At 68.8% G+C, this 25,730-nt stretch carries 20 protein-coding genes; 7 read left to right on the top strand and 13 right to left on the bottom strand.

The genetic code is table 11. From position 1 onward, the window contains the following. Positions 1-39: 39 nt before the first annotated feature. The 6 genes from ABD848_RS03530 to metH form a co-directional block, all read right to left on the bottom strand. The gene (locus tag ABD848_RS03530) at positions 40-1,056 is read right to left on the bottom strand and encodes an ABC transporter permease (protein WP_344967184.1); all 1,017 of its coding nucleotides are present in this window, start codon (positions 1,054-1,056) and stop codon (positions 40-42) included. An 81-nt stretch (positions 1,057-1,137) separates the two neighbouring features. Beyond that, the gene (locus ABD848_RS03525; protein ID WP_344967182.1) at positions 1,138-2,871 is read right to left on the bottom strand and encodes an ABC transporter substrate-binding protein; all 1,734 of its coding nucleotides are present in this window, start codon (positions 2,869-2,871) and stop codon (positions 1,138-1,140) included. 86 nt (positions 2,872-2,957) lie between these two features. After that, positions 2,958-3,950, bottom strand: a complete 993-nt coding sequence (locus tag ABD848_RS03520; RefSeq protein WP_344967180.1) for an ABC transporter permease — start codon at positions 3,948-3,950, stop codon at positions 2,958-2,960. A 533-nt stretch (positions 3,951-4,483) separates the two neighbouring features. Continuing rightward, on the bottom strand, positions 4,484-4,999 hold the full coding sequence (locus ABD848_RS03515) for a cellulose synthase (RefSeq protein ID WP_344967178.1): 516 nt from the start codon (positions 4,997-4,999) through the stop codon (positions 4,484-4,486). A 134-nt stretch (positions 5,000-5,133) separates the two neighbouring features. After that, on the bottom strand, positions 5,134-5,856 hold the full coding sequence (locus ABD848_RS03510) for an HAD family hydrolase (protein ID WP_344967176.1): 723 nt from the start codon (positions 5,854-5,856) through the stop codon (positions 5,134-5,136). Further along, a complete protein-coding gene (gene metH, locus ABD848_RS03505; RefSeq protein ID WP_344967174.1) occupies positions 5,853-9,320 on the bottom strand; it encodes a methionine synthase in 3,468 nt (1,155 codons plus the stop codon). Before metH ends, ABD848_RS03510 begins: the two co-directional genes overlap by 4 nt. Positions 9,321-9,833: 513 nt before the next feature. On the opposite strand from metH, the gene ABD848_RS03500 reads away from it, so the two are divergent. Beyond that, a complete protein-coding gene (locus tag ABD848_RS03500; protein WP_344967172.1) occupies positions 9,834-10,679 on the top strand; it encodes a PAC2 family protein in 846 nt (281 codons plus the stop codon). A 35-nt stretch (positions 10,680-10,714) separates the two neighbouring features. Here ABD848_RS03500 and ABD848_RS03495 read toward each other — a convergent pair whose 3' ends face one another. The 5 genes from ABD848_RS03495 to ABD848_RS03475 form a co-directional block, all read right to left on the bottom strand. Then, positions 10,715-11,143 carry an ABATE domain-containing protein gene (locus ABD848_RS03495; RefSeq protein ID WP_344967170.1) on the bottom strand — a complete coding sequence of 143 codons (429 nt, stop codon included), beginning with the start codon at positions 11,141-11,143 and terminating at the stop codon, positions 10,715-10,717. A gap of 1,084 nt (positions 11,144-12,227) precedes the next feature. After that, complete coding sequence (gene mshC, locus ABD848_RS03490) at positions 12,228-13,463, bottom strand: cysteine--1-D-myo-inosityl 2-amino-2-deoxy-alpha-D-glucopyranoside ligase (protein WP_344967168.1); 1,236 nt, start codon at positions 13,461-13,463, stop codon at positions 12,228-12,230. Positions 13,464-13,837: 374 nt separating this feature from the next. Continuing rightward, positions 13,838-14,068, bottom strand: a complete 231-nt coding sequence (locus tag ABD848_RS03485) for a hypothetical protein (protein ID WP_344967166.1) — start codon at positions 14,066-14,068, stop codon at positions 13,838-13,840. A gap of 396 nt (positions 14,069-14,464) precedes the next feature. Further along, complete coding sequence (locus ABD848_RS03480) at positions 14,465-16,279, bottom strand: helix-hairpin-helix domain-containing protein (RefSeq protein ID WP_344967164.1); 1,815 nt, start codon at positions 16,277-16,279, stop codon at positions 14,465-14,467. Between the two features lie 681 nt (positions 16,280-16,960). Continuing rightward, a complete protein-coding gene (locus ABD848_RS03475; RefSeq protein ID WP_344967162.1) occupies positions 16,961-17,920 on the bottom strand; it encodes an aldo/keto reductase in 960 nt (319 codons plus the stop codon). Positions 17,921-18,325: 405 nt separating this feature from the next. On the opposite strand from ABD848_RS03475, the gene ABD848_RS03470 reads away from it, so the two are divergent. The 6 genes from ABD848_RS03470 to ABD848_RS03445 all read left to right on the top strand — a co-directional run bounded on the left by ABD848_RS03470 (position 18,326) and on the right by ABD848_RS03445 (position 23,736). Then, entirely contained in the window at positions 18,326-19,390 is a 1,065-nt protein-coding gene (locus ABD848_RS03470) for an undecaprenyl-diphosphate phosphatase (protein WP_344967160.1), read from the top strand. 71 nt (positions 19,391-19,461) lie between these two features. Then, positions 19,462-20,046, top strand: a complete 585-nt coding sequence (locus tag ABD848_RS03465; RefSeq protein WP_344967158.1) for a hypothetical protein — start codon at positions 19,462-19,464, stop codon at positions 20,044-20,046. Further along, positions 20,043-20,771: a histidine phosphatase family protein gene (locus ABD848_RS03460; protein WP_344967156.1), complete on the top strand. Its 729-nt coding sequence runs from the start codon at positions 20,043-20,045 to the stop codon at positions 20,769-20,771. Before ABD848_RS03465 ends, ABD848_RS03460 begins: the two co-directional genes overlap by 4 nt. Positions 20,772-20,795: 24 nt before the next feature. Further along, on the top strand, positions 20,796-21,380 hold the full coding sequence (locus tag ABD848_RS03455) for a DUF3090 family protein (protein WP_344967154.1): 585 nt from the start codon (positions 20,796-20,798) through the stop codon (positions 21,378-21,380). A 55-nt stretch (positions 21,381-21,435) separates the two neighbouring features. Then, on the top strand, positions 21,436-22,179 hold the full coding sequence (locus ABD848_RS03450; RefSeq protein WP_344967152.1) for an SCO1664 family protein: 744 nt from the start codon (positions 21,436-21,438) through the stop codon (positions 22,177-22,179). Positions 22,180-22,905: 726 nt separating this feature from the next. Then, positions 22,906-23,736: an NRDE family protein gene (locus ABD848_RS03445; RefSeq protein WP_344967150.1), complete on the top strand. Its 831-nt coding sequence runs from the start codon at positions 22,906-22,908 to the stop codon at positions 23,734-23,736. 343 nt (positions 23,737-24,079) lie between these two features. On the opposite strand, the gene ABD848_RS03440 is transcribed toward ABD848_RS03445, so the two are convergent. Further along, complete coding sequence (locus ABD848_RS03440; protein WP_344967148.1) at positions 24,080-24,841, bottom strand: SDR family NAD(P)-dependent oxidoreductase; 762 nt, start codon at positions 24,839-24,841, stop codon at positions 24,080-24,082. 89 nt (positions 24,842-24,930) lie between these two features. Next, positions 24,931-25,695 carry an enoyl-ACP reductase FabI gene (gene fabI, locus ABD848_RS03435; protein ID WP_344967146.1) on the bottom strand — a complete coding sequence of 255 codons (765 nt, stop codon included), beginning with the start codon at positions 25,693-25,695 and terminating at the stop codon, positions 24,931-24,933. Positions 25,696-25,730 lie beyond the last annotated feature (35 nt).

Genomic DNA, 25,730 nt, shown 5'->3' with positions numbered 1-25,730 from the left:
CACGGTTGGACTCGCAGGCCCCGAAGGGGCGGGATCGGATCAGGAGGGGGCCCGCACGCGCGGGTCCACCCAGACGTAGAGAAGGTCGACGAGCAGGTTGGCCACCACGACGAACAGCGCCGTGAACATGGTGACGCCGAGCACCACCGGCAAATCGTTGGCGCGGATGGCGTCGACCGCGAACTTGCCCAATCCGGGCAGTGAGAACGTGCTCTCGGTGAGCACGGCCCCGCCGAGCATCAGTCCTAGGTCGAGGCCGAAGATCGTGATGATGGGGGTCAGCGCGGCGCGCAGCCCGTGCTTGGTAACCACGGTGCGTTCGGGCAGCCCCTTGGCGCGGGCCGTGCGGATGTAGTCCTCGCCCATCGTGTCGAGCATGCCGGCGCGGGTCATGCGGGCATACATCGCCGCGTACAGAAACGCCAGGGTCAGCCATGGCAGGATCAGGCCATAGGCCCATTCCAGCGGGTTGTCCAGCAGTGGGGTGTAGCTGCCGCCGGGCGGGAAGATCTGCCACTGGTAGCTCAGCAGCGCCAGCGACACCAAACCGGTGAAAAAGATCGGCAGCGAGACTCCGGCCAGTGCGGTGACCATGGCGGCGCGGTCGATGAGGGTGCCGCGGCGCAGCGCCGAAAGCACGCCGATCGATACCCCGGCGCCGAGCCAGATCACGGCGGCTCCGGCGGCCAGCGAGGCGGTCACCGGCAGCCGGTCGACGAGTTGGGGCCAGACTTCGAGGTTGTTGTTGAAGGAATAGCCGAAGCAGGGCGCCGAGCAGTGGATAACGTCGGTGCCGCTGTCGTAGTCGGTGCCCATCACCAGGCCCTTGACGAACTCTGCGTACTGGACGGCGATCGGGTCGTCCAGGTTGAGGCGTTCCTTGACCGCGGCCACGGCTTCGGGGCTGGGCGATTTGCCGACGTAGCGGGCGGCCAGGGTGTCGGCGTCGGCGCCGGCCACCCGCGGAACCAGGAAGAAGATCGCGAAGACGACCATGCTGACCACCAACAGCAGGCCGACGCCGGCGACGAGGCGGCGGAGAATGTATGTGATCACAGCGGGCGGCCGTGGCCTTCACCTGCCTTGCGCTAACGGGGCCGAGGGGGGCGGGCCCGGCACAGCCCGCCCCCGTGGTCACTAGTTCTGGGCGACGCCCAAGCTGACGTAGTCGTACATGTGGTAATTGGGGTTGACGAAGACGTTGGTGAGTTCTTCGGGCCGGTAGAGCAGGACCTTGCGGTTGGCGAAGGGCAGGAACGTGGCCGAGTCCATGGCCAGCTCGTCGATGCGGGCGTAGATTTCCTCGCGGCGCTGCTTGTCCTGGCTTTGGGCAGCCTCGTCGAGCAGCTTGTTGATCTCGGGGTTGTCGAGCTCGGAGATGTTGGAATTGCCGGCAGGCTTGATGGCGTCGCCGTCGACGATCTGGGAGAGGAAGCCGTACCCGGAGTTCCAGTCGGGTCCCCAGCCGTAGATCATGATGCCCAGTTCCTCTTGACGGACGAATTCCGGTGAGCCCGCCTGTTCATTGGTGTAGGTGCCGCTGGGGTAGCCCTTCAGGTCGGTGGTGATGCCGTACTCGCTCAGGGACGCCTGCAACGCTTCGGCGGCCTTCTGTCCGGCGGGCCGGTCGGAGCGGTAAGCGATGTTGGCGGCGAAGCCGTCCTCGTGGCCGCACTCGGCGAGCTTGGCTCGGGTCTTGTCGGGATCGCCCTCGTGGTTGGGGGTGCCGTAGGGGTCGATCTCCTCGTAGCCGGGGACGACGGGTGGCAGCAGGCTCGTGGCGATGTCACCTGCGGTGGGTCCGCCGAAGGCGGTCTGGAGTTGCGTCTTGTCGGCGCCGTAGAGGACGGCTTCGCGGCAGGCTTTGTTGTCGAAAGGCGCCACGTTGGGGTTGATCGCGAAGTAGAACAGGAACGCGGTCTTCGGATTGTCCGATCTGGCTTTGAGGTTGTCGTCGCGCAGGATGCGGCCTCGAGCGGCGGTCTGCACGCCGACTCCGGCCGCTCCGACGAGCAGGTCTCCCGAGAGCAGCCGGTTGTCGATGTCGTCGGCGTTTTGCTTGAAGGAGAGCTGGATCTCGTCGGGCAGGTTGCGCACCAGCGGGTCGGTTTCGGGGTCGTAGTGCTCGTTGCGGACCAGCGTCAGGGTGGAGCCGGGCTGCCACTGGCCGTCGAACTGGTAGGGCCCGGAGGAGACGACCTCGGTCTGGTACTGCGTGCCGGTGTCGGCGTCGGGGGGCACCGGCGCGGTCTGGGGCATCGTGGCCAGGTAGTCGAACTCGCCGAAGGGTTCCTTGAGGTGGAACACGATGGTGCGCTCGTCGGGGGTCTCGATGGCCTCGAAGTTGTCGAGGTCGGAGTCTTGGTAGGGGCCGGCGTAGTCGTCTTCGTCGAGGAGGTCGGCGAAGTAGGTGGGGCCCTTGTTGATGACGTCGGTGGCGAAGTTGCTGCGTGCGATGGCGTACTTGATGTGCTCGGCGACGATGGGGCTGCCGTCTTGGTATTTCACCCCTTCCTTGAGGGTGTAGGTCCAGGTCAGGCCGTCATCGCTGACCTCGCCCAGGTCGGTGGCCAGGTCGGGGACCAACTCCTGGCCGGCCTCGCCGGGCTGTTGGGCGTAGGTGACCAGCCGGCGCGCGTAGAAGCGGCTGAAGTTCCAGTTGGCGGCGTAGTAGGTGTTGCCCGGGTCCATTGAGTCGAACTCGTTGGAGTGGGCGAAGGTCAAGGTGCCGCCCTGTTCGTCAGTGGGGCGGACGATGCCGTCGACGGCCTCATTTTGTGCGGCGTCACCGCTGTCGGTGCCGCCGCAGGCACAGAGACCCAAGCTCGCTGCGACGCCCAGCGCGGTGAGCTTTAAGTAACGTCTTTTCACGGTACGTACCTCTCGTTTGCAATAGCTCGGGACGTGAACGGGACAGGGTGGGGCCACGCCCGAACGTGGCGCGTCGGGGCGGTCGACTAGTGGGTGCGCGGGTCCAAAGCGTCGCGGAGTCCGTCACCGAAGAGGTTGAAGGCCAAGACGGTGACGAAGATGGCGATGCCGGGGGCGAGCATGAAGTTGGGCGCGGCGTTGTAGAACCGCACCGCGTCGGAGAGCATGCCTCCCCACGTGGGGGTGGGCGGGGCAACGCCTACCCCCAAGAAGGACAGCGCCGACTCGAAGAGGATGTTGGTGGGGATGAGCAGGGTCGAATAGACCAGGATGGGGGCGACGAGGTTGGGGAGCAGTTCCTTGCCCAGGATGTGGAGATGGCCGGCCCCCAGGCTGCGCGCGGCCTCGACGAACTCGCGTTCTCGCAGGGAAATGGTTTGGCCCCGGATGATGCGACCGATGTAGGGCCAATTGAAGAAACCGATGATGAAAACGAGGATGGCGATGCGCAGCGCGTTGCCCTGAAGTCCGAAGGCGGCGTCGGGGAGCACGCCGACAAGGGCCATCGCGAACAACAACAGGGGAAACGCCAGGAAGACATCCATAGCGCGGCTGACGAGGGAGTCGACCCAGCCGCCGAAGTAGCCGGCGACGATCCCGAAGAACGTGCCGATGACTACGGAGACGAGGGTGGCCAAAAAGCCGATCAGCATGGAGACGCGGGCACCGTAGACCACCCTGCTGAACAGGTCGCGCCCGTTGACGGGCTCCACCCCGAAGAGATATTCGGCACTGACCCCGCCCCAGGGCTCGTTGGCGGTGCTCAAGACAGGATCGATCATCTCCTGGTGCCACTCGTTGGGCGGGTGGCCCAAGAATTTGACGATGACAGGGGCGAACAGGGCTACCAGGCACATCATGACGACGATGACGGCGCCGGTCATGGCGACTTTGTCACGCTTGAGCCGCAGCCACGCGATCTGCCCGAGCGACTTGCCTTGGCTCGCCGCTTCCCTGCCCGGGCCGGGGGACGCGGCGGCCGAGGCGGAACTCTCGGGCGCGTCCAATGGCGCGTTCATGACCCATCACTCCCCACAGGTCGTGCTTGGGGCTGTTAGCGATCCACCCCTACCTACGACAACCGAAAGTAGCTGAATACCCACTTTTGGCTATTGCGACACCAAATGATGACATGGAGTGACGGATACCGGCATGCGGCGACCGCTCCCCCATGGGCACCTCCTGCCCCCTGAGCCACAGGGAGAGCACGCGACACGACAGCTCCGGCGCCCGCACCGATCCTTCGCCGCACCGCCACCTCGATGGGGGCGACGCTGCACACCTCCTCGGACGCATTGTGTTATGCGATGGAGGCGGTCGGGGGCAGCCACGCCGACGCTGGTTGATCCGCCGCCAGCCGGCCCAGCCGTACTCAGCGGGCCACCGCGGGCGGTGTCCCGGCGCGTTGCCGCACTCTTCAGGCGGGAACCGCGGCGGTCTTGCCCCGGCGGCGATTCCGCCGGTCTCGCCCCACTAGCGCGGGAAAAGGCGGCTCCGTGTGGAGCCGTGACCGACGCAGCACCGCCGCCGTTTCAGGAAGCGACCAGGAGACTCAGCCGATACCCCGCCGGCGCAAAATCTCCTCGATGTCGCCGAAGTCCTCGTCACCCGATCCGCTGCCCTGCTGCTGGGGCGCTTTGGCCCCACCGAGCTGCTGCTGGGACCGATCGGCGCCTTTGCCGGCGGCGGTGGCTTCGGAGCCGCCGCTGCTCGCTGCCTTGGTGTCCTTGGCGCTCTTGGCGCCGCGCCCCTTCGTTCCCAGACCGCGGGCTCTCATCACCCCGGAGACGACCCACAGCACCACGGCCAAAGCGGCAACGGCGACTCCGGCCCACACCACCGGGTTGAACACCAGTCCCGCGAAAAAGCCCACGATCTCAGTGACTAGTCCCCACAGAATGGTCATCAGGCCCATCAGGCCCGCGGCCAACGGCAGCAGGGACCACGCGACTCCCCGCAGTCCCGCAGCCGCACCTCTACGGCGCCACACCACCCACGAGATGAGCAGCCCGACAATCGTCAGGGCCGCGCCCAACATCGAACCTTCGATTGGGAGTTGTGTTGGCATACCCCCATTCTCCCACTCCACCGCCGGCTGGACCATCGGGCGATTCCCCTAGGGAGTGCGGTCACCCCTCAACGCGCGACAAGGGGGCGGCAGGGTTTTCTGCCGCCCCCTTGTCGCGCGTTGTTTCGTGAAGGTCAGCCGCCACGCGAGCCGGTCATAGCGCGGTGTCGCGCGGATCGGCCCAACCAGTCAAGGTCGACTCCGACCAGCGAGTCGATGACGACCCGTCCCGGAGCCGGGTCGATCGGCACCAGATGCGGGATGGCCACCGTGGTACACCCCGCCGCCTGCGCGGCTGCCACACCGGCCGGCGAGTCCTCCAGGGCGACGCAGTGGGCCGGGTCGACTCCCAGCAGTCGGGCCGCCGTCAGGTAGGGCTCGGGGTGGGGCTTGTTGTACTCCACCTCGTCACCGGTGACCGTCACATGGAAGTGCTCGGCCCCGATGGCGGTAACCGAGATCTCCATGATCGGACGGTGGGTCGAGGTGACCAGCGCCGTGGGAATCCCGGCGGCCGCCACCTCGGCGACCAGCTCTTTGGCGCCCGGCATGACGCCGGGACCGGCGGTGAGCCGACGCCGCATAGCGTCAGCCAGCATCGTCATGACTTCCTCGGAGCTGACCGGGGCACCGGTCAGCTCCAGGATGTACCGGGCAGCCGCCCGCGCCGATCCACCCACGTTGCGCTGCTGGTCTTCGGCCGTCCACACCCCGCCGAGGGCATTGGCGACCTCCTGCTCGGCGGCCATCCACATGCCTTCGGTGTCGATCAGGGTGCCGTCCATGTCGAACAGGACAGCCCGCATCGCAGTGTCGAACGTGTGCGGATCAGTGACGGGAGTGCCGATAGAGGTCATACGTTGAAGTATTTCGCCTCAGGGTGATGGACCACGATCGCGTCGGTTGCCTGCTCGGGAACAAGCTGGAACTCTTCGGACAACGTGACCCCAACACGGTCGGGTTGGAGGAGATCCATGATCTTGGCGCGGTCCTCCAAATCCGGACAGGCGCCGTAGCCCAGCGAGAAGCGGGCACCGCGGTAGCCCAGCTTGAAGAACTCCTCGATGTCGGCGGGGTCTTGGCCGGCGAAGCCCAGCTCGGAGCGGATTCGCGTGTGCCAGTACTCCGCGAGTGCCTCGGTGAGCTGCACCGACAGACCGTGCAGTTCGAGGTAGTCGCGGTAGGCGTTTTGCTCGAACAACTCCTGGGTGGCTGCACTGATGCCCCCGCCAACCGTGACCACCTGGAAGGCGACCACGTCCAACTCGCCGGAGGACTTGGGGCGGAAGTAGTCGGCCAGGCACAGGTGGCGGTCTCGGCGCTGGCGCGGAAAGGTGAACCTGGTGCGCTCGTTGCCGTCCTCGTCGAGGACCACCAGGTCGTCCTTTTCGCTGTAGCAGGGATAGTAGCCGTAAACCACCGCCGCCTCCAGCAGGCCCTCGGTTTGGATACGGTCCAGCCACATCCGCAGCCGGGGGCGGCCCTCGGTTTCGACCAGTTCCTCGTAGCTAGGGCCGTCGCCACGCGATCCCTTGAGCCCCCACTGGCCCATGAAGGTGGCTCGCTCGTCAAGGAAGGCGGTGTAGTCGGCCAGCGGGATGCCCTTGCTGATGCGCTCGCCCCAGAACGGCGGGGTGGGCACCGGGTTGTCGGTGGCCACGTCACTGCGTTCGGGCATATCTTCGGGTTCGGTGACGTCCAGGGTCGCCTTGGTCTTGACGCGGCGTTGGCGCAGCTCAGGCAGCTCCGCGCCCTCCTCGCCGCGCTTGACGGCCATGAAGGCGTCCATCAGACGCAGCCCCTCGAACGCATCACGGGCGTAGCGCACCTCGCCGTTGAACATCTCGGCGAGGTCCTGCTCGACAAAGGAGCGGGTGAGAGCGGCACCGCCCAGCAGCACGGGGTAGTCCTCGGCGATCCCCCGGGAGTTCATCTCCTCGAGGTTTTCCTTCATGATCACGGTGGATTTCACCAGCAGGCCGGACATGCCGATGATGTCGGCCTTGTGCTCCTTGGCGGCGTCCAGGATGGCCGAGACGGGCTGCTTGATGCCGATGTTGACGACGTCGTAGCCGTTGTTGGACAGGATGATGTCGACGAGGTTCTTGCCGATGTCGTGGACGTCGCCTTTGACGGTCGCCAGCACGATGCGACCCTTGCCCTCGTCGTCGGCCTTTTCCATGTGCGGCTCAAGGTAGGCCACGGCGGACTTCATGACCTCGGCCGACTTGAGCACGAAGGGCAACTGCATCTCGCCGGAGCCGAACAGGTCACCCACGACCTTCATACCGGCCAGCAGCGTGTCGTTGACGATGTCCAGGGCGGAGCGCTCTTGCAGCGCCTCGTCGAGATCGGCTTCCATGCCGTTCATCTCGCCGTCGATGATGCGGCGTTGCAGCCGCTCGTCCAACGGCAGCGCGGCCATCTCCTCGGCGCGGGAGGCCCGCAGCTCCTGGGCGTCGACGCCTTCGAAGAGCTGGAGGAACCGCTCCAGCGGATCGTAGCCCTCGCGACGGCGGTCATAGACCATGTCGAGGGCGACCTCGCGCTGCTCGTCAGGGATGCGTGCCATCGGCAGGATCTTGGAGGCGTGGACGATGGCCGAGTCGAGACCGGCATCGACGCACTCGTTGAGGAACACCGAGTTCAGCACGATCCGAGCCGCGGCGTTGAGCCCGAAGGAGACGTTGGAGACGCCCAGCGTGGTCTGCACCTCCGGGTAGCGGCGTTTGACCTCGCGGATGGCTTCGATGGTCTCCATGGCGTCGCCCCGGGTCTCGTCCTGGCCGGTGGCGATAGGGAAGGTCAGCGTGTCGACGATGATGTCCTCGACGCGCATGCCCCACTTGTTCTTCAGTTCCTCGATGAGCCGGACGGCTACGCGCACCTTCCACTCGGCGGTGCGGGCCTGGCCGTCCTCGTCGATGGTCAGCGCGACCACGGCGGCGCCGTGCTCCTTGACCACCGGCATGATCCGGTTGATGCGCGCCTCGGGGCCGTCGCCGTCTTCGTAGTTGACGGAGTTGATGACGGCGCGGCCCCCCATGTGCTCCAGACCGGTCTCGATGACGGCCGGCTCGGTGGAGTCGATCACCAGCGGCAGCGTGGAGGCCGTGGCCAGCCGGGAGGCGAGCTCGGTCATGTCGCGCACACCGTCGCGTCCCACGTAATCGACACACAGATCGAGCAGGTGGGCGCCGTCGCGGATCTGGTCGCGGGCGATCTGGACGCAGTCGTCGTAGCGCTCCTCGACCATGGCCTCGCGGAACTTCTTGGAGCCGTTGGCGTTGGTGCGCTCACCGATGGCCAGGAAGCTGGCGTCTTGGCGGAAGGGCACACTCTGGTAGACCGACGACGCCGCGGCGGCGGTCTCGATCTGGCGCTGTTTGATCTCGCGTCCGCCGACCCGTTCGACGACCTGACGCAGGTGCTCAGGGGTGGTGCCACAGCAGCCGCCCACCAGGGACAGGCCGAACTCGCTGGTGAAGGAGTCGTGGGCGTCGGCCAGTTCGTGGGGCTGGAGGGGGTAGACCGCGCCGTTGGCGCCCAGTTCCGGCAGGCCGGCGTTGGGCATGCACGAGATGGGCAGGCGGGAGTGTTGGGCGAGGTAGCGCAGGTGCTCGCTCATCTCGGCGGGCCCCGTCGCACAGTTGAGACCGATCATCTCGATCTCCAGGGGCTCCAGCGCGGTCAGCGCCGCACCGATCTCCGAGCCAACCAGCATGGTGCCGGTCGTCTCGATGGTGACCTGCCCGATGATGAAGATGTCAGAGCCCATGGCGCGGCGGGCGCGCTGGGCGCCGATGATGGCCGCCTTGGTCTGAAGTAGATCCTGACAGGTCTCGACGAGAATGGCGTCGGCTCCACCGTCGATGAGCCCCCGCGCGCACTCCTCGTAGTAGTCGCGTAGCGTTCGGTAGGGGGCATGGCCCAGCGTGGGGAGCTTGGTGCCCGGGCCTACGGAGCCGAGGACGTAGCGGGGGTGGTCAGGGGTGGAGTAGGAGTCGGCGACGTCGCGGGCGAGCCGCGCGCCGGATTCCGCCAGTTCGTAGGTGCGTTCCGTGATGTCGTACTCGCCGAGATTCCCGAAGTTCGCGCCGAATGTGTTGGTCTCGACGCAGTCGGAGCCGACGTCGAAGAATGCGGCATGGGTGGCGCGCACCACGTCGGGGCGGGTGACGTTGAGAATCTCGTTACAGCCTTCGTAGCCCTGAAAATCGTCAAGGCTGAGGTCGTGTTGCTGAAGCATGGTCCCCATCGCCCCGTCAGCGACGAGAACGCGCTCAGCGAGTGCTTCCCGGAAGGTGAGTCGAGAGCTCATAACCCTTCACTGTAGTGTCGGCGGCTCGCCGACCCACAGACACGGGTCGCCTAACAGCGCTCGCCTGCTGTGGGTCGACGGATGGATCCATGGCCGGTGACAGCGCTGTCGTTTCCGGTCGCTGGCACATGAGACTATCGCACGGCCTCAATCCAGCTATGGCCTACCGGGGTGATAGGCCGTATCCGACACCCCGGACAGCGGGAGTGCCGCCCCGGTCGCGGCGCCGGTGGGAACAGCGAAGGCTCCGACGGTGTTGCAATGAGGGCAAGACGCGCCTGGGGGTGCGCGCGGTGCCACCCGCATGGGTGGCCGACACCCGCGCCGTAACTCTGCGCCATTCAGCACGAGCGCGTAGGGTGGGCGTATCTGGCCGAGTTGGGCTCACCTTGCGCGCACGGCGAAAGTGCTACCGCTGCGACGGTGGGTCGTGGTAAGGCTGGAAGTACGCGTCACGAAACGAAGGTGTAGCCGAGATATCGCCCCAACGGGGGCCAAGTGAGGAGGCGGCCGGTGCCTGAGCTCGACAGCGTTCCTGAGCTCGTCGAGCCGGTCATGGTGGCCGCGTTCGAAGGCTGGAACGACGCCGGCGAGGCCGCAAGCGGGGCCATCGACCACCTGGTGAAGGCGTGGGAAGCCGAGGAACTGCTCGCCCTCGATCCCGATGACTACTACGACTTCCAGGTGTCGCGGCCACGTGGCGATGTCGCCAACGGCGAAAGCCGTGGTATCACATGGCCAACGACGCGCGTCTACCTCGCGCGGCGGCGTGTCGCCGGGCGTGACGTCCTGCTCGTGCGCGGGGCGGAGCCGAACATGCGCTGGCGCGGATTCGCCGGCGACCTGCTAGCCGTGGCCCGCGAGCTCGGAGTGGGCCGCGTCGTCATGCTGGGCGCCCTGCTGGCCGACTCCCCCCATACTCGCCCCGTGCCGATCACCAGTGTGGCCGCACCCGAGAGGTTGGGGCGCGAGCTGAACCTGGAGCCCACCTCCTACGAGGGACCCACCGGTATCGTGGGGGTGCTCCAAGAGGTCTTCGCCACCGCCGGCATGGAGACGGTCTCACTGTGGGCTGCGGTGCCGCACTACGTGGCGCACCCGCCCTGCCCCAAGGGAAGCCTGTCGCTGCTGCGGCGCGTGGAGGACATCCTCGATTTGACCGTGCCCTTGGGAGAGCTCCCCGAAGAGGCGCGGGCGTGGGAGCACGGGGTCGATGAACTCGCCTCGGAAGACTCTGACATCGCCGACTACGTCCGCAGTCTGGAAGAGGCGAAGGATGCCGCCGAGCTTCCCGAAGCCACGGGCGAAGCGATCGCCCGGGAGTTCGAGCGCTACCTCAAACGCCGCGGACGAGGCTAGTCGGCCGATGCCGCCCCGGCGGCGGCGTGGCCGACTCAATACGCGATGGAGCGCCACTCCCCCGTGGCGAGCAGGGTCGCCCACGCCCCGGCGATACGCGCCAGACCGCGGCGCACCTCGTCGACCACAGCGGGCGCAAGGGGAGGCTGGTGGGGATCGCCGTCGGGGCTCAGGCGCACGGTGACCCGCAGCCCGTCGAGAACCCGCTGACCCCGCGCGAGTGCTTCCTCATCGGGGACTTCGCCCGCGGCATGGGACAACTGTGCACGTAACCCCTCGCGCAGGGTGATCGCTTCGTCGAAGTCGGCGAGGGTGATTGGGATCGAGCCCTCGGTCACGAGGTGGTGTTGCCGCAGAAAGCCGGCCAGATCGGCCCGGTCGGCCAGGGTGTCGCCGGTGGCCAGGAACGCCTGGACGAGCGCGGCGGCAGTGCTGTGACTGCTGTGAGGCGTGGGGGATGTCATCCGCTCGCTTGGCGCCCTTTGGCCGACGGAAACGCCGAGGGGATAAGGGCGCCGTCCTCCCTACTGTGCTATCGCGTACCTGCTGAACTACCTTTCGCACCGGCACCCCCTCGGGAGCAGAGCCCGACCTCCCAGCACTGCCAAGGGCCAGCGGGGCGTGGCCCACCGTGACGGCGCCAGCGCCACTCCCGCACCACCACCTCAGTTGCCAGGGAGGTCGTGCGACGGCCGACCCATGGGCCGCGTCCGGCAGAGCGCGGCCATGCGAGGGGCCCGCGGAAAGGATGCTCGCGGCTTCGACGAGGCCCTCCGGAGACGCTGCCAGAGCGGGATCGTCTGGCAGTCGCGCCTACCTGCCGGCTCACAGCCGGCCGCTGGAGCGGGAAACTACACCGAAGCCACGAGTGTAATCATAGCGTCATTATCGTCCCATCAGGGCCAGTCGAGGGGCGAGGAGCACCGCTCCTTGCGGCGGGGAGCCCGCGCGCGACCACGGCATCGCCACGGCGCCGCGCGCCCGATCCCGGCCGGCGTTTCGGCCGCGCAGGCCAGCACGGGACTCCGAGACGGCGCCTACCCCACCGCCCTGCCACGCGACGGCACTGGCGGGGCCGCACGGGAAACTCCCGGAGCTGCCGACCACCTGGCTGCGGCCAGCAGGCCCCGGCGCGCCCGCCGCTTTCGGAAAGCTGTCTGCTCGCGCAGCGGCCACCGCCGTTCAGGAAACGTGTCCCGAGCCGTCGCCATGCGGCGCGGCGTTGGCCCCGCCCTGGCGGGCGGGGCCCTCCCGGCCATACCGCCGCCACCACAAGGAGTGGTCTTAGGCGGGTTTCCAGCGGACTCGTTTACCGTCGCCCCGCACCGCGGCGAGGACGCGACCCCGGCGAGGTCTCTCACTCAGGTACGGCGTGGTTCTCACCGGACCACTGAGTCAACAAATCACCACGAATGGTGACATTTTTGCGCAAACCAACGGCCTGCCGCTCCCCGCCTAGCCGACCGTTGAACGGCGGGCTGGGCTGGAGCGGGAAACAGCCGCTCCTCACGCGGCGCCCCGGCGCCCGGTCCCGCGGACAAAGAGAGCTCACCGCTTGGGCAGCTCCACACCCAGCAGCGTGTCGGCCGTGTCGCGCATGAGCGCGGGAGCGGCGGCATCGTCGCCCTCGCCGGCGAGCGCCGCCGCAGCCCATGCGTCGATCTCGCTCAGGGCAGCGGCGGTGTCGAGATCGTTGGCGAGGGCCGCACGGACCCGATTCAGCATCGGCATGGCGTCAGGGCCGTACTCGGTCGTCGCGGCGCGCCGCCAGCGCGCCAGCCGTTCCTCGGCGCCGTGGAGTTGCGCGGCTGTCCAACTCCACGACTCACGGTAGTGGTGGGACAGCATGGCCAGCCGCACCGCCATAGGGTCGACTCCCTCGGCGCGTAGTCCGGAGACGAAGACGAGGTTGCCGCGCGACTTCGACATCTTCTCGCCGTCCAAGCCGACCATGGCAACGTGGACGTAGCTCTTGGCGTGCGGCCCGGTTCCCGTCGCGCTGCGCACCTCGGCCGCACCCATCTCGTGGTGGGGAAAGACGAGGTCGTCCCCGCCGCCGTTGATGTCGATCCCCATGCCCAGCTCGTGCAGGGAGATGGCGCTGCACTCGACGTGCCAGCCCGGCCGGCCGGGCCCCAACGGGCTGTCCCAGGCGGGCTCGCCCGGTCGTTGGGCACGCCACAGCAGCCAGTCGATGGGGTCCTTCTTGCCCCATCGCTCCGGGTCACCGCCACGTTCGCCGAACAGTTCCAGCATCGTGTCGCGGCCAAGGCCGCTCACCTCGCCAAAACGTGCCGCCGCGGCGGCGGAGAAGTAGATGTCGCCGTCGAGCTCGTAGGCTGCGCCACTGGCGCGGAGGCGCTCGATGAACTCGACGATGAGCTCGATCGACTCCACCACACCGAGGTAGGCACGCGGCGGCAGGATACGCAGCGCCGCCATGTCCTGACGAAACACCTCGATCTCACGTTCAGCGAGCGCACGCCACTCTTCGCCGGTGGCCGCGGCCCGCTCCAGCAGGGGATCGTCGATGTCGGTGATGTTCTGCACGTAGTCGACATCGTGGCCGGCGTCACGCCAGACCCGGTTGACCATGTCAAAGACTAGGTAGGTGAAAGCATGGCCCATGTGGGCAGCGTCATAGGGGGTGATGCCGCAGATGTACATCCGCGCGGTTGCCTCGGGGTCGGTGGTGTACAGGCTGCCGCTAGCGGTGTCGTGGATGTGGAGAGGGTGTCCGCTGCCGGGCAGGCGGACGATGTCGGGCGCAGACCAGGAACGCATAATCCAGAGACTATCCCGCCATCTCGGCAGAAACGGTTCGCCGGGGCCCGCTGCGGACCTGTGATGTCGACGCTGCTGCGGGAGAGAGCCTCCCCTCCTCGCGGCTACACCCCCGGCGGGCATGCCGGGTTGGAATGTGCCGCCGCGCGGCGTGGCGCCCCGAGACCACACGTAGGGCGCGGCTACCGACGTTTCCGCCGGCGGCCACGTGGACTCGCGCTCGGCCGGCGCAGGCACGCCTCGGAGCGTAACGACTGGCGCGAACAGCCGAACCTGGGGGAAAGCGCTGTGCCCGTGAGGGTGACGGGATCGGCTGGCCGGTGCCCCACCGCCACGACACCGGCACCTCCCCCCGAACTTGCCGGCCGTGATCTTTAGGCGGGCGAGCGGAGACCGATGATCAACCGCACACTCACCAGCACGGCCACCGCGCACCCCACCGCGAGCAGATGGTTACCCATGCGCCAGTGCAGCAGTACAGCCGTGACGGCCACCACGTACAGCAGCCAATAGGCCGCCGGTTCCCACACCGAGGCGCTGCTCAACCGGGCTGTGGCCTTACTCCAGGCCCGCCGCGCCCGTGCGCGCAGTCTTGCGATCACCATTGGCTCCCGACGCTCCTTCAACGCTCGGGCGACGACCGGCGCCAACCGAGTCCTTGCGGCCTCGCCGTCCCGGTCGTGCTCATGGCCGGGGCGACACGTGTGACGCCGCTCCTGCCGGTGGTACCTGAGGGAGACGTGCGCCGCGGCGCAGAGGTTTACTGGCAGCCAGCGCGGGCGGCCCGGCCCCACCGCAGGCGGCCAACGCGGCGGAAAGGCAGCGGGAAGGGGGACTTCGGCTGCGGGCCCGTGTGGGGTGCCGTCCCGGCTGCGGCTGGGTTCTGTTTTTGGGGGACGGCGAGATCGCGCAGCGATCAAGGCACGAGCCAACGAAGAACACCTCCACAGCCCCCACTCCAGCCGTTCGCACCACAGAACCTAGCGGCGGTGACCGGAGCCTCACGCCGTCCGCAGCGCGTCGACGAGGCGGGTCCGCCGTGGGATCGTCGCCACCTCGCCCACCGCGCGCGCCAACTCCCCGCCGGTGGCGTCGATGAGGGAGAGGTGTCGTTGGGGCCGGGTCAAGGCGGTGTAGACCTGCGGGCGCGATCCCTTGGTCTCAGGTGGGAAGACGGCGACCACAGCGGGCCAGCTCCCGCCATGGGCGGCAGCGACCGTGACGGCCCACCCGTGCCGCAGGCCCCCCGGGTCGGCCACCGTGACCCGCGTGCCGTCGCGCAGTTCGACCACGCCTCCCGCCTCGGTGATCTCCCGTAGCCAGCCGACCTCGCCCGCTGCGTGCCCCGGCCCCCGGCGGGTCAACAGGACCCGGTCGCCGGCGTCGAACCCGCCGTGGGCGCCCGGACCGGGGTTGAGATGGGTCTTACAGGCGGTGTTGAGCGCTTGGGCCCCGGCCTCGCCGCCATTAGTGGCAGTGATGAGCTGGACGTCGTGGGCCGGGATCTCCAGGGCCCGCGGGATGGAGTCGGTGATCAGTTGCAGGGCGCGGTGCGCGGCCTCGGCAGCCGACTGGGCCGGCACCGTCACAACCTCGCGGCCAGGGGCGTCCACCGCAGCGAGCTCCCCGGCCGCCACCGTCGAGGCCAGCCTGGCCACGGGCCCGGGAGCGGCATCCTCGGGGAGCCGGGCCACCGCCACCGCACGAGAGGTGATCACGTCACTGACCACCTGCCCCGGACCCACCGACGGTGCCTGGCACGGATCGGCGAGCAGCACCAGGTGGGTGCCGTCGCCGCAGGTGTCGACGAGTTCGGTGGCGCGGAGCACGTCCAGCGCCATGGCGTCGGTCACGATCACGAGGCCCGCGGCCGGTGCCGGCGAGCCCGCCCCCGGCGTCTCGGGCGCGCCCGTGCCGGGCGAGCCGAGCAGCTCGGCGAGGGAGACGACGTCAATGCCGCCGCCCGCCCCGGCAGCCGCTAGGCGTGCCCGCAGTGCGGCGGCTGCGCTGGCGGTGGGGCAGGCGACGGTGGCGCCCAGCTCGCTCTCGTGGGCGATACCGGCACAGCAGGCCAACGTGTCGATGATCGCCGCGTCACAGCCGGCCCCGTGTTCCAACACGCACACTCCGCGCAGCGCGACGGTGACCACGGCAGCGGCTGTCGCCGCAGCGACGTGACGCCCCAGGTGCTCGGCTCGCGCTTGGACGATCTCGGCTGCTGTGGCGGCGTCGACGATCGGCTCGCTGGTGGCTGCCAGCCGCGCCAGCCCTTCACCCAACCGCTGCTCAGCGGCCCCAAGTTCGGCTGGGGCCAGCACCACTTCCGGCTCGGGCAGGTCGGCAGCCTCGCCCTCCGCGAACTCGTCCTCATCCCCGTCGAGCGTTTCGAAGGCGACGATCTCCTCGGCCTCTTGGGAGGCTGCCAGCGCGGTCTTGGGATCGCGGACCCCCTGAGAGCGCAGTGCCCGTTCGAGCTGCCGCTCTTCGACAGCGGTGTGGCCCGCACGCACCTCCTGGCGTATGGCCCGCTCCACCAGCGCTCGGCCCCGCCGAGCGTCATCGGGAGAAGCCTGTGCCCCCAGCAGTTGGCGGGCGCAATAGTCGGCCTGTTCCACCGTGACCGTGGACAGTTTCAGCAGCAGCCACGGGTTCTCGGTGATCTGTTCGGCGGCGGTAGAGCCCAATGCCGCCACCAGCGCTCGCGCGAGGTGCTCCGGGGCGCCCATACGGGCCAGCGCGGCGCTCGCCTGCGTGACGGCGGCACTCCCGGACTCCGCCGCGGGCGCGGGGGACGGATGCGGCGACACCTCGGGCACAGCAGCGAATCCCTTCTGATGGTGGTACGGGGCACCGCGTCCCGGCGGGCGGGGCCGATGCCGCTTTCGCAGCGAGCTTAGCGAGAACAGCGGCACCACGGTCGGGCAGTGAACCGGGCTGGGCGTGCCTCAGCGTGCGCGGTGGGGCCACCGTGGGCGACGGTGCAGCCGCGGCGTCACCGCGATGGTGGTTGCGGGGCCACTGGCTGGTCGCGGCGTTGATTTCCTGCCTGCGGTTGGAGCGGGGGTCCCGCTGGTTTCTGGTGCTGGTTGGTGGGTGCTTGCGCGGGGTGGCGCTGGTGTGCGGCTAGGCAGTCCGCTCTTCCTCGGGGACCGATTTTTAGGGTGCGGGCGTGGCCGGGAGCGCGCGGCGGCCTCGGCCCGATCCTCACGCGCATCCGCCTCCCCGTCGACAGGCGTAGCAGGTCGGCGAGGGCGACCGGGGCGGCGGTGACGATCCGGAGTGCGGTACAAAGCTGGCGCCTTGCCCCCTCAAGATGCAAAGAAGCGGCTCCCATGGCCGAAGCCAGGGAGCTGCGCCGCGAGAAGATCGATCACCCCAGCGGCCGGGGGCCGGGGCCGGCCGGGGTGAGCTGAGCGCGCCCGGCGGACGCGGTAGGCGCCGGGGGGCGGCGTGACCGTCTCCCGTGCGCACGATGCTCGTGACTGGTTCGGGTGGGCTCAGTGCAGGGGGGCGGCGGAGGCGTCGTGCAACGCCTCCCGGATTTCACGCGGCAAGACGACGTTCTCGGCGGCCAGGATGTCGCCCAGTTGGGAGGCGGTGCGCGGGCCGACCGTCGTGGCGGCCACATTGGGCTGGTCGCGGACCCAACTCAGCGCCACCGCCAGCGGAGAGACTCCCAGCCCTTCGGCGGCGGTGCACACCGATTCCACTACGCCGCGACTGCGCTCGTCGAAATATGGCTCTACGTAGGGTGCCATGTGCGGCAGTGCGGCGCGGGAATCGCTGGGGACACCGTTGCGGTATTTGGCGGTCAGCACCCCGCGTCCCAGCGGAGACCAGGCGATGGCGCTGGCGCCGCAGTCGTCGGCGGCCGGCAACAGGTCGGCTTCGACACGGCGGTTGAGGAGGGAGTACTCGGCTCCCGTCGACACGATGGGGCAGCGTCCCATCGCTTGGCCGGCGCGCTGCCAGGTGGCGTAGGTGGCGAGTTGCCAGCCGGTGAGGTGGCCGACACCGATATAGCGCACCTTTCCCGCCGCCACCGCCGCGTCGGCGGCAGCGAGGGTCTCCTCGGCCGGGGTGCCGGGGTCGTAGACGTGGAGCTGCCACAGGTCGATGTGATCGACCTGGAGTCGACGCAGGGAGGCCTCCAAGGAGGCCAGCAGGTGCCGACGTGAGGTGTCGAACGGCCGGTTTCCCTCCGGAGTATGCCCCACCTTCGTGGCGAGGATCACATCTTCCCGACGTATGGCGGTACGCAATAGCCGTCCGACAATACGTTCGCTCTGGCCCCCCGTGTAGATATCGGCGGTGTCGATGAAGGTTCCGCCGGCGTCCACAAAAGCGGTCAACTGGTCGGCGGCTTCACTCTCCTCGACATCTTTTCCCCAGGTCATCGTGCCTAAGGCGGTCCGTGACACCCACAGCCCCGACCCGCCGAGCCTTCGCTGTTCCATGGCGCGGAGAGTACCCGCTCGGACCCTTGTACGGGCTGAACCAGCCGAGGGCGGGGTGGTGGCGTATACCGGGCGGCAGGTCACCGGTCGACGTGGCCTCGGACTCTCTGGCCTGCGCCGGCCCGGCCATACTCGTGCTATAACCAGCGTGCCCGCACCGTGGTCGCAAGCAGAGTAAGCTGCCGGGGTCCCCCTCCGCGCCGATTCGCCGCTGAAGCGAGTGCAGCGGGTAGGCCCAGCCCTTTCCGGCGTCTTCCGTTGCCCACCAGTGCGCCACCGGAGGGGGTGACCGGTTGACTGGGAGCCGACTTCGCCGCCCGAGCCCCACACCCTCGGATCTCGTCGGCGGCCCTTCCCAGGCGCCACCGTCGCCACGGAAACCAATAGCCAGGAGCCGATTCCGCCGTGTCCCTACTAGAGGCCCTCATCCTTGGAATAGTCCAGGGGTTGACCGAGTTTCTGCCGATCTCCTCAAGCGGTCACCTCAGAGTCGTCGCCGCCTTCGCCGGCTGGCCCGACCCGGGCGCCGCCTTCACCGCTGTCAGCCAGATCGGCACCGAGCTCGCCGTGCTCGTCTACTTCCGTAACAAGGTCTGGAGCATCCTCTCGACCTGGTTTCGATCCTTGGTCAACAAGGAACTGCGGCGTGACATCAACGCCCGCATGGGGTGGTACGTCATCATCGGCACGATCCCCATCGGTGTGACCGGCCTGCTCCTGGAAGAGCAGATCGACAGCGTCTTCCGTGACCTGCGACTCGTCGCGCTCACCCTGATCGTCTTCGGCGTGTTCCTCGGCATGGCCGACCGCTACACCCGCAAGCGCCGCGAGCTCACCGAGCTTACGGCCGGGCGAGGGATCGTCTACGGTCTCTTCCAGACGCTGGCGCTCATCCCCGGCGTCTCCCGCTCCGGCGCCACAGTTACCGGCGGTATGCTGCTGGGTTTCCGCCGTGAGGCCGCCGCCGAGTACGCTTTCCTGCTCGCCATGCCGGCGGTATTCGCCTCTGGCTTCTACAAGCTGTTCGACATCGGCGGCAACGAGTACGCGGGCTGGGGGGCGACGTTCCTCGGCACCGCTGTGGCCCTCGTGGTGGGCTATGCCGTGATCGCCTGGTTCATGCGCTTCATCTCGACCAACAGCTTCATGCCCTTCGTCTACTACCGCATCGCGCTGGGAATCCTCATCCTCACCTTGGTCAGCTTTGGCCTGCTCGCCCCGACCTCCGGCTCGCAACTGGAGGAGGTCACCGCCGAGCCCGCACAGTCCTCGCAGGTCGACTCCGAAGCCTCCGCATCGCCAGAGCCGGAGGTTTCCCCATCGCAGCCGGGGACCTCCCCCGCCGCCGTCTCCTCCTCCCCCGACGAGCCCGGTCTTGGCCAGCCTGTCGAGCCCGACACCGGTGGGGGCGCCGGGGCCGGTACCGGCGAGCAGCCGACCGATCCCAACCAGGGCTTCACTGTCCAGTGAGCCGCGCGTAGGGGTCCCTGGGGCCGTCCGGTCGCGGTCGCGGGCGACCGGACGGCTGTTAAGGTTCGGGCATGGCGTACCCCTCGGAGGGGCCCCACCCGGGCGACGGCCTCGGCTCCCACCCCATCAGCGCTGAGGCTGACCCCGGGTACTTCCCCTCGCTGACCCGCCGTACCACTACGCTTGCCTCACTACGCACGTTCGCCCTAGCGCTGACCGGGTCGCTCCCGCTTTTGGCCGCGGCGGTCTTTCTCAGCGTCGAACCGGCGTTTACCGTCGCCCCCGCTTCGCTGGCGCTGCCCGCCTTTGGTCTTGCCACGGTCGCTGCGACCCTAGCCGTGCCCCCGGTGCCCGCGCTGGCTCCGGCGCTGTCCCCCCACGTCGCGGCGCGAACCGCTGTCACCTGGCTGCGCATTGTCGTCCTCACCCGCCTGACGCTGTGCGAGACGGCGGCCCTGCTGGGTGTCGTCGCCTCGTTCTTGCAACCGCGCGGCCCGCTGCCCTTCCTGCTGGGAGCTCTTATCTCCGCGGCGGGCATGGCCGCCGTCGGGCTGCCCACGCGCGCCATGATCGAGCGGGTGCGGGTACGGCTGGAATCCGAGGGAACGCCGTCTTTTCTATGGAACGAGCTGCTGCGGGAGGTCAAGCGGGCATGAGCGCCACGGTCACCCTACTGCTGGTCAGGCACGGCATGACCGAGGTCACCGGCGCGACGCTGGCGGGGTGGACACCTGGAATCCACCTGGACGAGCGAGGCCGTACCCAAGCGGCCACCCTGGCGGACCGGCTCGCCGAGGTGGAGCTGGCCGCCATCATCTCCAGTCCCCTGGAACGCTGCCGCGAGACGGCGCAGGCCATCGCCGACGTCAACGTCGGGGGGCGCGAGGTCACCGTCGACGAACGTTTCGGAGAGTGCCATTACGGCGAGTGGACCGGTCGTCCCCTCAAGGAGTTGGCTCAAGAACCGCTGTGGCGGGTGGTGCAGGCCCAGCCTAGCGCCGCCCGTTTCCCCGGTGGCGAGAGCCTCGCCGAGACCTCCCATCGCGCGGTGGCGGGGGTGCGCGCCTACAACGAGAGACTGCTCACCGAGCACGAGCGCCCGGTCTATGCCGTGTGCAGCCACGGTGACGTCATCAAGGCGATCACCGCTGACGCGCTCGGTTTACACCTGGACCAGTTCCAGCGGTTGCAGGCCGACCCCTGCTCGATCACCGCCATCCGCTACACCGAGACCCGCTCGTTCGTGCTTCGCAGCAACGACGTGGGCGGCTCCGTGGCCGGCCTGGTGCCCGAACCGCCCGCCGAAGACGCGCAGGGCTCTGACGACGCCGTCGTCGGCGGAGGCGCCGGCGGTCCCGGTGTCGACGAATCGCGGGCGTGAGTGTGATCCTCTAGGGTTTGTGGCATGCCCGTCTTCCAATACGACCCCCCTGATCGATTCGTGGTCGGCACTGTCGGTCAGCCGGGGGAGCGAACCTTCTTCTTGCAGGCCACCGGCAGCGGTCGGATCACCAGTGTCATCCTGGAAAAAGCACAGGTCGCAGCGCTCGCTGAGCGAATCGAGGAACTGCTGGAGGAGGTCCGGCAACGGTTCGGAGAGGAAGCCGGCGACGTTCTCACCCCCGGACCAATGGACGACGCTCCCTTGGAGCAACCCATCGAGGAGGACTTCCGGGTCGGCACCCTGGCCTTGGCCTGGGACGCCGAAGCCGCACGGGTCATCGTCGAGGCCCAGCAGGTCGAAGAGACCGAAGAGGGCGCGGGCGAGGACACCGACGCCGAAGAGGTCGAAGTGTTCGCTGAGGAAGCTCCGCAAAGCCGTGACGTGCTGCGCGTACACCTCACCGCTGCGGCTGCGCGCGCCTTCGCCAACCGCGCGATGAAGGTGGTGGCCGCCGGCCGTCCCAACTGCCCGCTGTGCGGACGTCCACTCGATCCGGAGGGCCACATCTGCCCCCGGCAGAACGGCTACCGGCCCATGAGTTTTTAGCGCACTGGTGCCAGGGGCGGTCCCGCTGGAGCCGACCACAACCGCAGGGGGTGTCATGACCGCGTCATTCGATGGTAGTACTGCCACCGAGGCCGTTGATCTGCTCCGCAACGGCGATTTGACGGTCAGTGGGCGCCTGGTGGAGGCATCGAACGCGACCCTGTATTGCACCGTCTCCGACGGCGCGCGCAGTGCGGCGTGTGTGTACAAGCCGGTGGCCGGCGAACGGCCCCTGTGGGACTTCCCCGACGGGACCCTAGCTGGGCGGGAGACTGCCGCCTACGCCGTTTCCGAGGCGTTGGAGTGGCACGTGGTCCCGCCCACCGTCTACCGCGACGGTCCCTTCGGTGAGGGGATGGTCCAGTTGTGGATCGAGGGCGACACCACTGTTGACCTCGTGGAGCTCTCCCGCAGCCAAGAGCATGCCGGGTTGCGGCGCATGGCCGTCTTCGACGCCGTCATCAACAATTCCGACCGCAAAATCGGTCACCTGCTGCCCACGACTGACGGTCACCTCTACGGCTGTGACCACGGCGTCGCCTTCGCCGAAGAGTACAAGCTGCGCACGGTGCTGTGGCAGTGGCAGGGACAGCCACTGCCCCCAGACGCTCTGGCGGGCCTGCACCGACTGCGCGAGCTGTTGGCCTCCCCCGAAAGCACGGTCTCACAGGAGTTGGCCCGCCACTTGACCGAACCCGAGTGCTACGCCACCCGCGCCCGAGTGGACCTCCTGTGCGAGCACAGCGTCTACCCCTACCCCTCCCCCGACTGGCCCGCCCTGCCCTGGCCCCCCGTCTAGGCTCTACTGTGCCAACGGTTGGGGTGTGGGGCTGTGGGGGTGTTCTTCGTTGGCTCCTGCCTCGATCGCTGGGCGATCTCACCGGCCTGCGAAGGCGACAGCGGCAGGCGCTCACCCCCGTCCGCCCACCGCCGGCCCTCACCGTCTGTCCAAAAGACAGAACCTGGCGTCGGCCCCCAAGAGACACCGCTGCCCGTGGGAAGCCGGACGGGAACCCCCTGGGGAGGTCGCCTAGCGCGGCACCGAGACGCCCAGGGCACCGCCCCGTCGTGCAGGCCGCGCCGCGGCCCGGGGCCGGCCTGCGGCGCTCGGAGCTGCTCCCAGGAGCGTACCCCTGCATGGCCGCATCCGGTCCACTGCGGGCGGCCCGGCCCGCCCAGCGCGCATAGCACCGTCCCGGCCCCTCGCCGCGCGGCACTACCTCCCTCGACCGTGGCGCAACCGTTGGGGCACGTGTGGGGGCGAGCGCCGGCTCGCCCCTGCCCCGCCCCTTGCCTTCTCGCCCGCTCGGCACCGCACGAGCGCTGCTGTCGCCCTCCCGGCGCCCTGCGAGGACCACCCCCGAACGCGGGATCGTCCCGCGACTGCCGCGAGCCGGTTTCCCCGCCTTGCCATTCCGGGAAGCTCGCGGGCACCCCACCTGTTCCAGCCAAGAGGGCGGAGCTGAATACTGGCGGGGCTGCGCCGTCGACCCCGCGCGGCGCGAGGAAGGAGAAAGAGGCTCCGATGTGCACCGTGATCGTCAGCCACGATCCCAGCGCTGACGTGCCGCTGCTCGTCGCCGCGCTCCGCGACGAGATGACCGACCGCGCCTGGGAGCCGCCGGCCCGGCACTGGCCCGAGCGGCCCGGTCTCCTGGGCGGGCGCGACCGGCACGCCGGCGGCACATGGCTGGCCGCTCACCCCGCCCCCGCCGCAGCCTCGCCCCGCTTGGGTGCGGTCCTCAACGGCCGTGTCACCGCCGAGCCGTTCCACGGGCGCCGCCCCGTCTTGGACTCCACTGTCGCTCCCGCCCGCGCCAAGCGCAGCAGAGGTGAGCTTCCGCTGCTGGCCGCCGACAGTGCCGAGCTCCGCTTGGACGGCACTGACTTGGACGCCTTCGACCCCTTCCACCTGCTGCGTGCCGACGCCGAGGCAGCGACGCTGTCCACCTGGGACGGCGCCGACCTCACCGAGCGGGCGCTGCCCCGGGGGGTCAGCGTGATCGTCAACACCGGTCTCGACGCGGCCGAACCGCGCGCGCAACGCTTCGCCCCGTTGTTCGCCCACCGCCGTCCGCGCCCGGACGCGGAGCTGCTGCGCACAGCCACCGACCCCTACACCATCTGGGGCGCCTGGGCCGAACTCATCGATACCGCTGCCGGTTCCGGCGCCCGCACCGCTGGAACCGGCAGCGGGGCCGACGATCCCTCCGCCATCGTCGCCCGCGTCGAGCTCGACGGCGGTCGCGTGTGGGCGACCTCGTCGGCGACCTTGCTGGCTCTTACCGGCGACGGGCTGCGCTATGCCTTCACCGACTCCCTCGGCGACCCCCACGCCTGGCGCATGGTTCACTAACCGTTAGAGGCTGTTTTTTCAGACGGGCGGCCAGGACAGGCGGCGGGCGCAAGCCGGTGAGTGCGTCCGCGGTCGCCCCCAGACTGGCGAAATCGCGCAGCGATCGAGGCACGAGCAACGAAGACACCCTATCCCCCACCGTCCGAGCAACAGCACTCCAGTGGCGCCCCGCGTCGGGAAAACGACGCGGCTTCCCCTCGCTGACGCGAGTGGACAGGCCGGCGCTTCTCGGGCAGGGGTGCGGGCGCGACGCAGCCCCGCTTCGGCGGACCTGCCGCTCCTCTGCGGCCGAGCCCAGCCCGACACCAGCGCCCGCGGATACGACGGGAGCCTGCCGCGGCGGCTAGACGCGGTCCACGAACCCGCCGTCGATCACGAGATTAGCCCCGCTGATGAAGCTCGCCATCGGGCTGGCCAGGAAGGCCACCGCGCGGGCGACCTCCTCGGGGGCACCCATCCGGCCACACGGGATACGGGAACGGATCTGCTCGTAAAACTCGGGGTCCTTCTGTCGGCGCCGCGCCCATCCGCCGCCCTCGAACTCGATCGGCCCCGGTGAGACAGTGTTGACCCGGATTCCCTTCTCCGGCAGCGTGCGCGCCAGCGAGGCGGCGTAGTGGTTCAGCGCAGCCTTGATCGGGCCGTAGGCCTTGGGGCCGGAGGGGGTGCCAGTGTGCAGGGCCGAGGTGGTCGAGATGAGGACGATGGCGCCGCCGCGCGTGGACTCGGCCAGGTAGGGTTCGGCGTCGGCGGTCATGCGCACGAACGGCATGAGGTCGGTGGCGACGTTGCGCTCCCACTGATCCGCGGTGGCAGCGCTGCCTCCGGAGACATTGGAGACCAGGATGTCGATTCCGCCCAACTCGGCGGCGGCACGCTCGATGAAGGCGCGCATGGCGGCGGCCTCGGAGACGTCGAGAGCCTCAGCGACCACCGTTGTGCCTTGGGCGCGCAACTGGTCGGCGGCTTCCTCCAGCGGCCCGGCCGAACGGGCGCAGATCGCCAGGTCAGCACCTTCATCAGCGAGAACTTGGGCGATCGCGCGGCCGATGCCGCGGCTGGCTCCCGTGACGACAGCCCTGGCCCCGTCGAGCCCCAAATCCATGGCGGGTCTCCCCTATTCGACTCGTGGTCGGCTCGCAGGAGTGGGCGCCCCGCACGCGGGACGCCCACTCCTGCCCGATCGGGAAAAGCCTAAGCTCCGATGGCGTGAAAACCACCGTCGACATGGACGAGTTCACCGGTCGTTGCGGGAAACCAGTCTGAGAGCAACGCAACGACGCCGCGCGCGGCCGGTTCCGGATCGCTCAGATCCCAGCCCAGGGGGGCGCGCTCGGGCCAGCGTGCGGCGAGGTTGTCGAAGCCGGGGATGCTGCGCGCCGCCATCGTGGCGAGGGGGCCAGACGAGACCAGGTTGACGCGGACCCGCTGCTCACCCAGGTAACGGGCGAGGTAGCGCGAAGTGGCCTCCAGGCTGGCCTTGGCCACGCCCATCCAGTCGTAGACGGGGTAGGCCACGGTGGCGTCGAAGTCCATGGCCACCACGGAACCGCCGTCCTTCATCAGCGGCAACACGGAAGTGGTGAGCGATTTCAGCGAGTAGGCGGAGGTGTGCATCGCGGTGGCGACGTCGTCCCACTCGGTGTTGAGGAAATTCCCTCCCAAGGCGTCGGGGGGTGTGTAGCCGATGGAGTGGACGACCCCGTCCAAGCCGCCGACGTGCTCGCTGATCCGGTCGGCGAGGCTGTCGAGGTGGCCGGTGTCGGTGACGTCGAGCTCGAGCACCGGCGCCTGCTCAGGGAGGCGTTTGGCGATGCGCTCGACGAGGCTGAGCCGGCCGTAGCCGGTGAGCACGACGGTGGCGCCCTGCTCCTGGCACAGCCGGGCGACGTGGTAGGCGATCGAACTCTCGGTGATCACCCCGGTAACGAGGATTCGCTTGCCCTCGATGATTCCCATGGCTTCCTCAGTCCTGTGTTAGTTGCTCGGTGCGA

It is taken from the genome of Salinactinospora qingdaonensis, assembly GCF_039539445.1.
Lineage (GTDB): Bacteria > Actinomycetota > Actinomycetes > Streptosporangiales > Streptosporangiaceae > Salinactinospora > Salinactinospora qingdaonensis.
Note: the sequence above shows the minus strand (reverse complement) of the source record. Positions and strands in the feature narration are given on the sequence as shown.

What these genes read in the sequence shown, in the direction of transcription:
- ABD848_RS03520 (WP_344967180.1), bottom strand. Translation starts at nt 3,950, where the DNA reads ATGAACGCGCCATTGGACGCGCCCGAGAGTTCCGCCTCGGCCGCCGCG.
- ABD848_RS03515 (WP_344967178.1), bottom strand. Translation starts at nt 4,999, where the DNA reads ATGCCAACACAACTCCCAATCGAAGGTTCGATGTTGGGCGCGGCCCTG.
- ABD848_RS03510 (WP_344967176.1), bottom strand. Translation starts at nt 5,856, where the DNA reads ATGACCTCTATCGGCACTCCCGTCACTGATCCGCACACGTTCGACACT.
- metH (WP_344967174.1), bottom strand. Translation starts at nt 9,320, where the DNA reads ATGAGCTCTCGACTCACCTTCCGGGAAGCACTCGCTGAGCGCGTTCTC.
- ABD848_RS03495 (WP_344967170.1), bottom strand. Translation starts at nt 11,143, where the DNA reads ATGACATCCCCCACGCCTCACAGCAGTCACAGCACTGCCGCCGCGCTC.
- mshC (WP_344967168.1), bottom strand. Translation starts at nt 13,463, where the DNA reads ATGCGTTCCTGGTCTGCGCCCGACATCGTCCGCCTGCCCGGCAGCGGA.
- ABD848_RS03485 (WP_344967166.1), bottom strand. Translation starts at nt 14,068, where the DNA reads ATGGTGATCGCAAGACTGCGCGCACGGGCGCGGCGGGCCTGGAGTAAG.
- ABD848_RS03475 (WP_344967162.1), bottom strand. Translation starts at nt 17,920, where the DNA reads ATGGAACAGCGAAGGCTCGGCGGGTCGGGGCTGTGGGTGTCACGGACC.
- ABD848_RS03465 (WP_344967158.1), top strand. Translation starts at nt 19,462, where the DNA reads ATGGCGTACCCCTCGGAGGGGCCCCACCCGGGCGACGGCCTCGGCTCC.
- ABD848_RS03460 (WP_344967156.1), top strand. Translation starts at nt 20,043, where the DNA reads ATGAGCGCCACGGTCACCCTACTGCTGGTCAGGCACGGCATGACCGAG.
- ABD848_RS03455 (WP_344967154.1), top strand. Translation starts at nt 20,796, where the DNA reads ATGCCCGTCTTCCAATACGACCCCCCTGATCGATTCGTGGTCGGCACT.
- ABD848_RS03450 (WP_344967152.1), top strand. Translation starts at nt 21,436, where the DNA reads ATGACCGCGTCATTCGATGGTAGTACTGCCACCGAGGCCGTTGATCTG.
- ABD848_RS03445 (WP_344967150.1), top strand. Translation starts at nt 22,906, where the DNA reads ATGTGCACCGTGATCGTCAGCCACGATCCCAGCGCTGACGTGCCGCTG.
- ABD848_RS03440 (WP_344967148.1), bottom strand. Translation starts at nt 24,841, where the DNA reads ATGGATTTGGGGCTCGACGGGGCCAGGGCTGTCGTCACGGGAGCCAGC.
- fabI (WP_344967146.1), bottom strand. Translation starts at nt 25,695, where the DNA reads ATGGGAATCATCGAGGGCAAGCGAATCCTCGTTACCGGGGTGATCACC.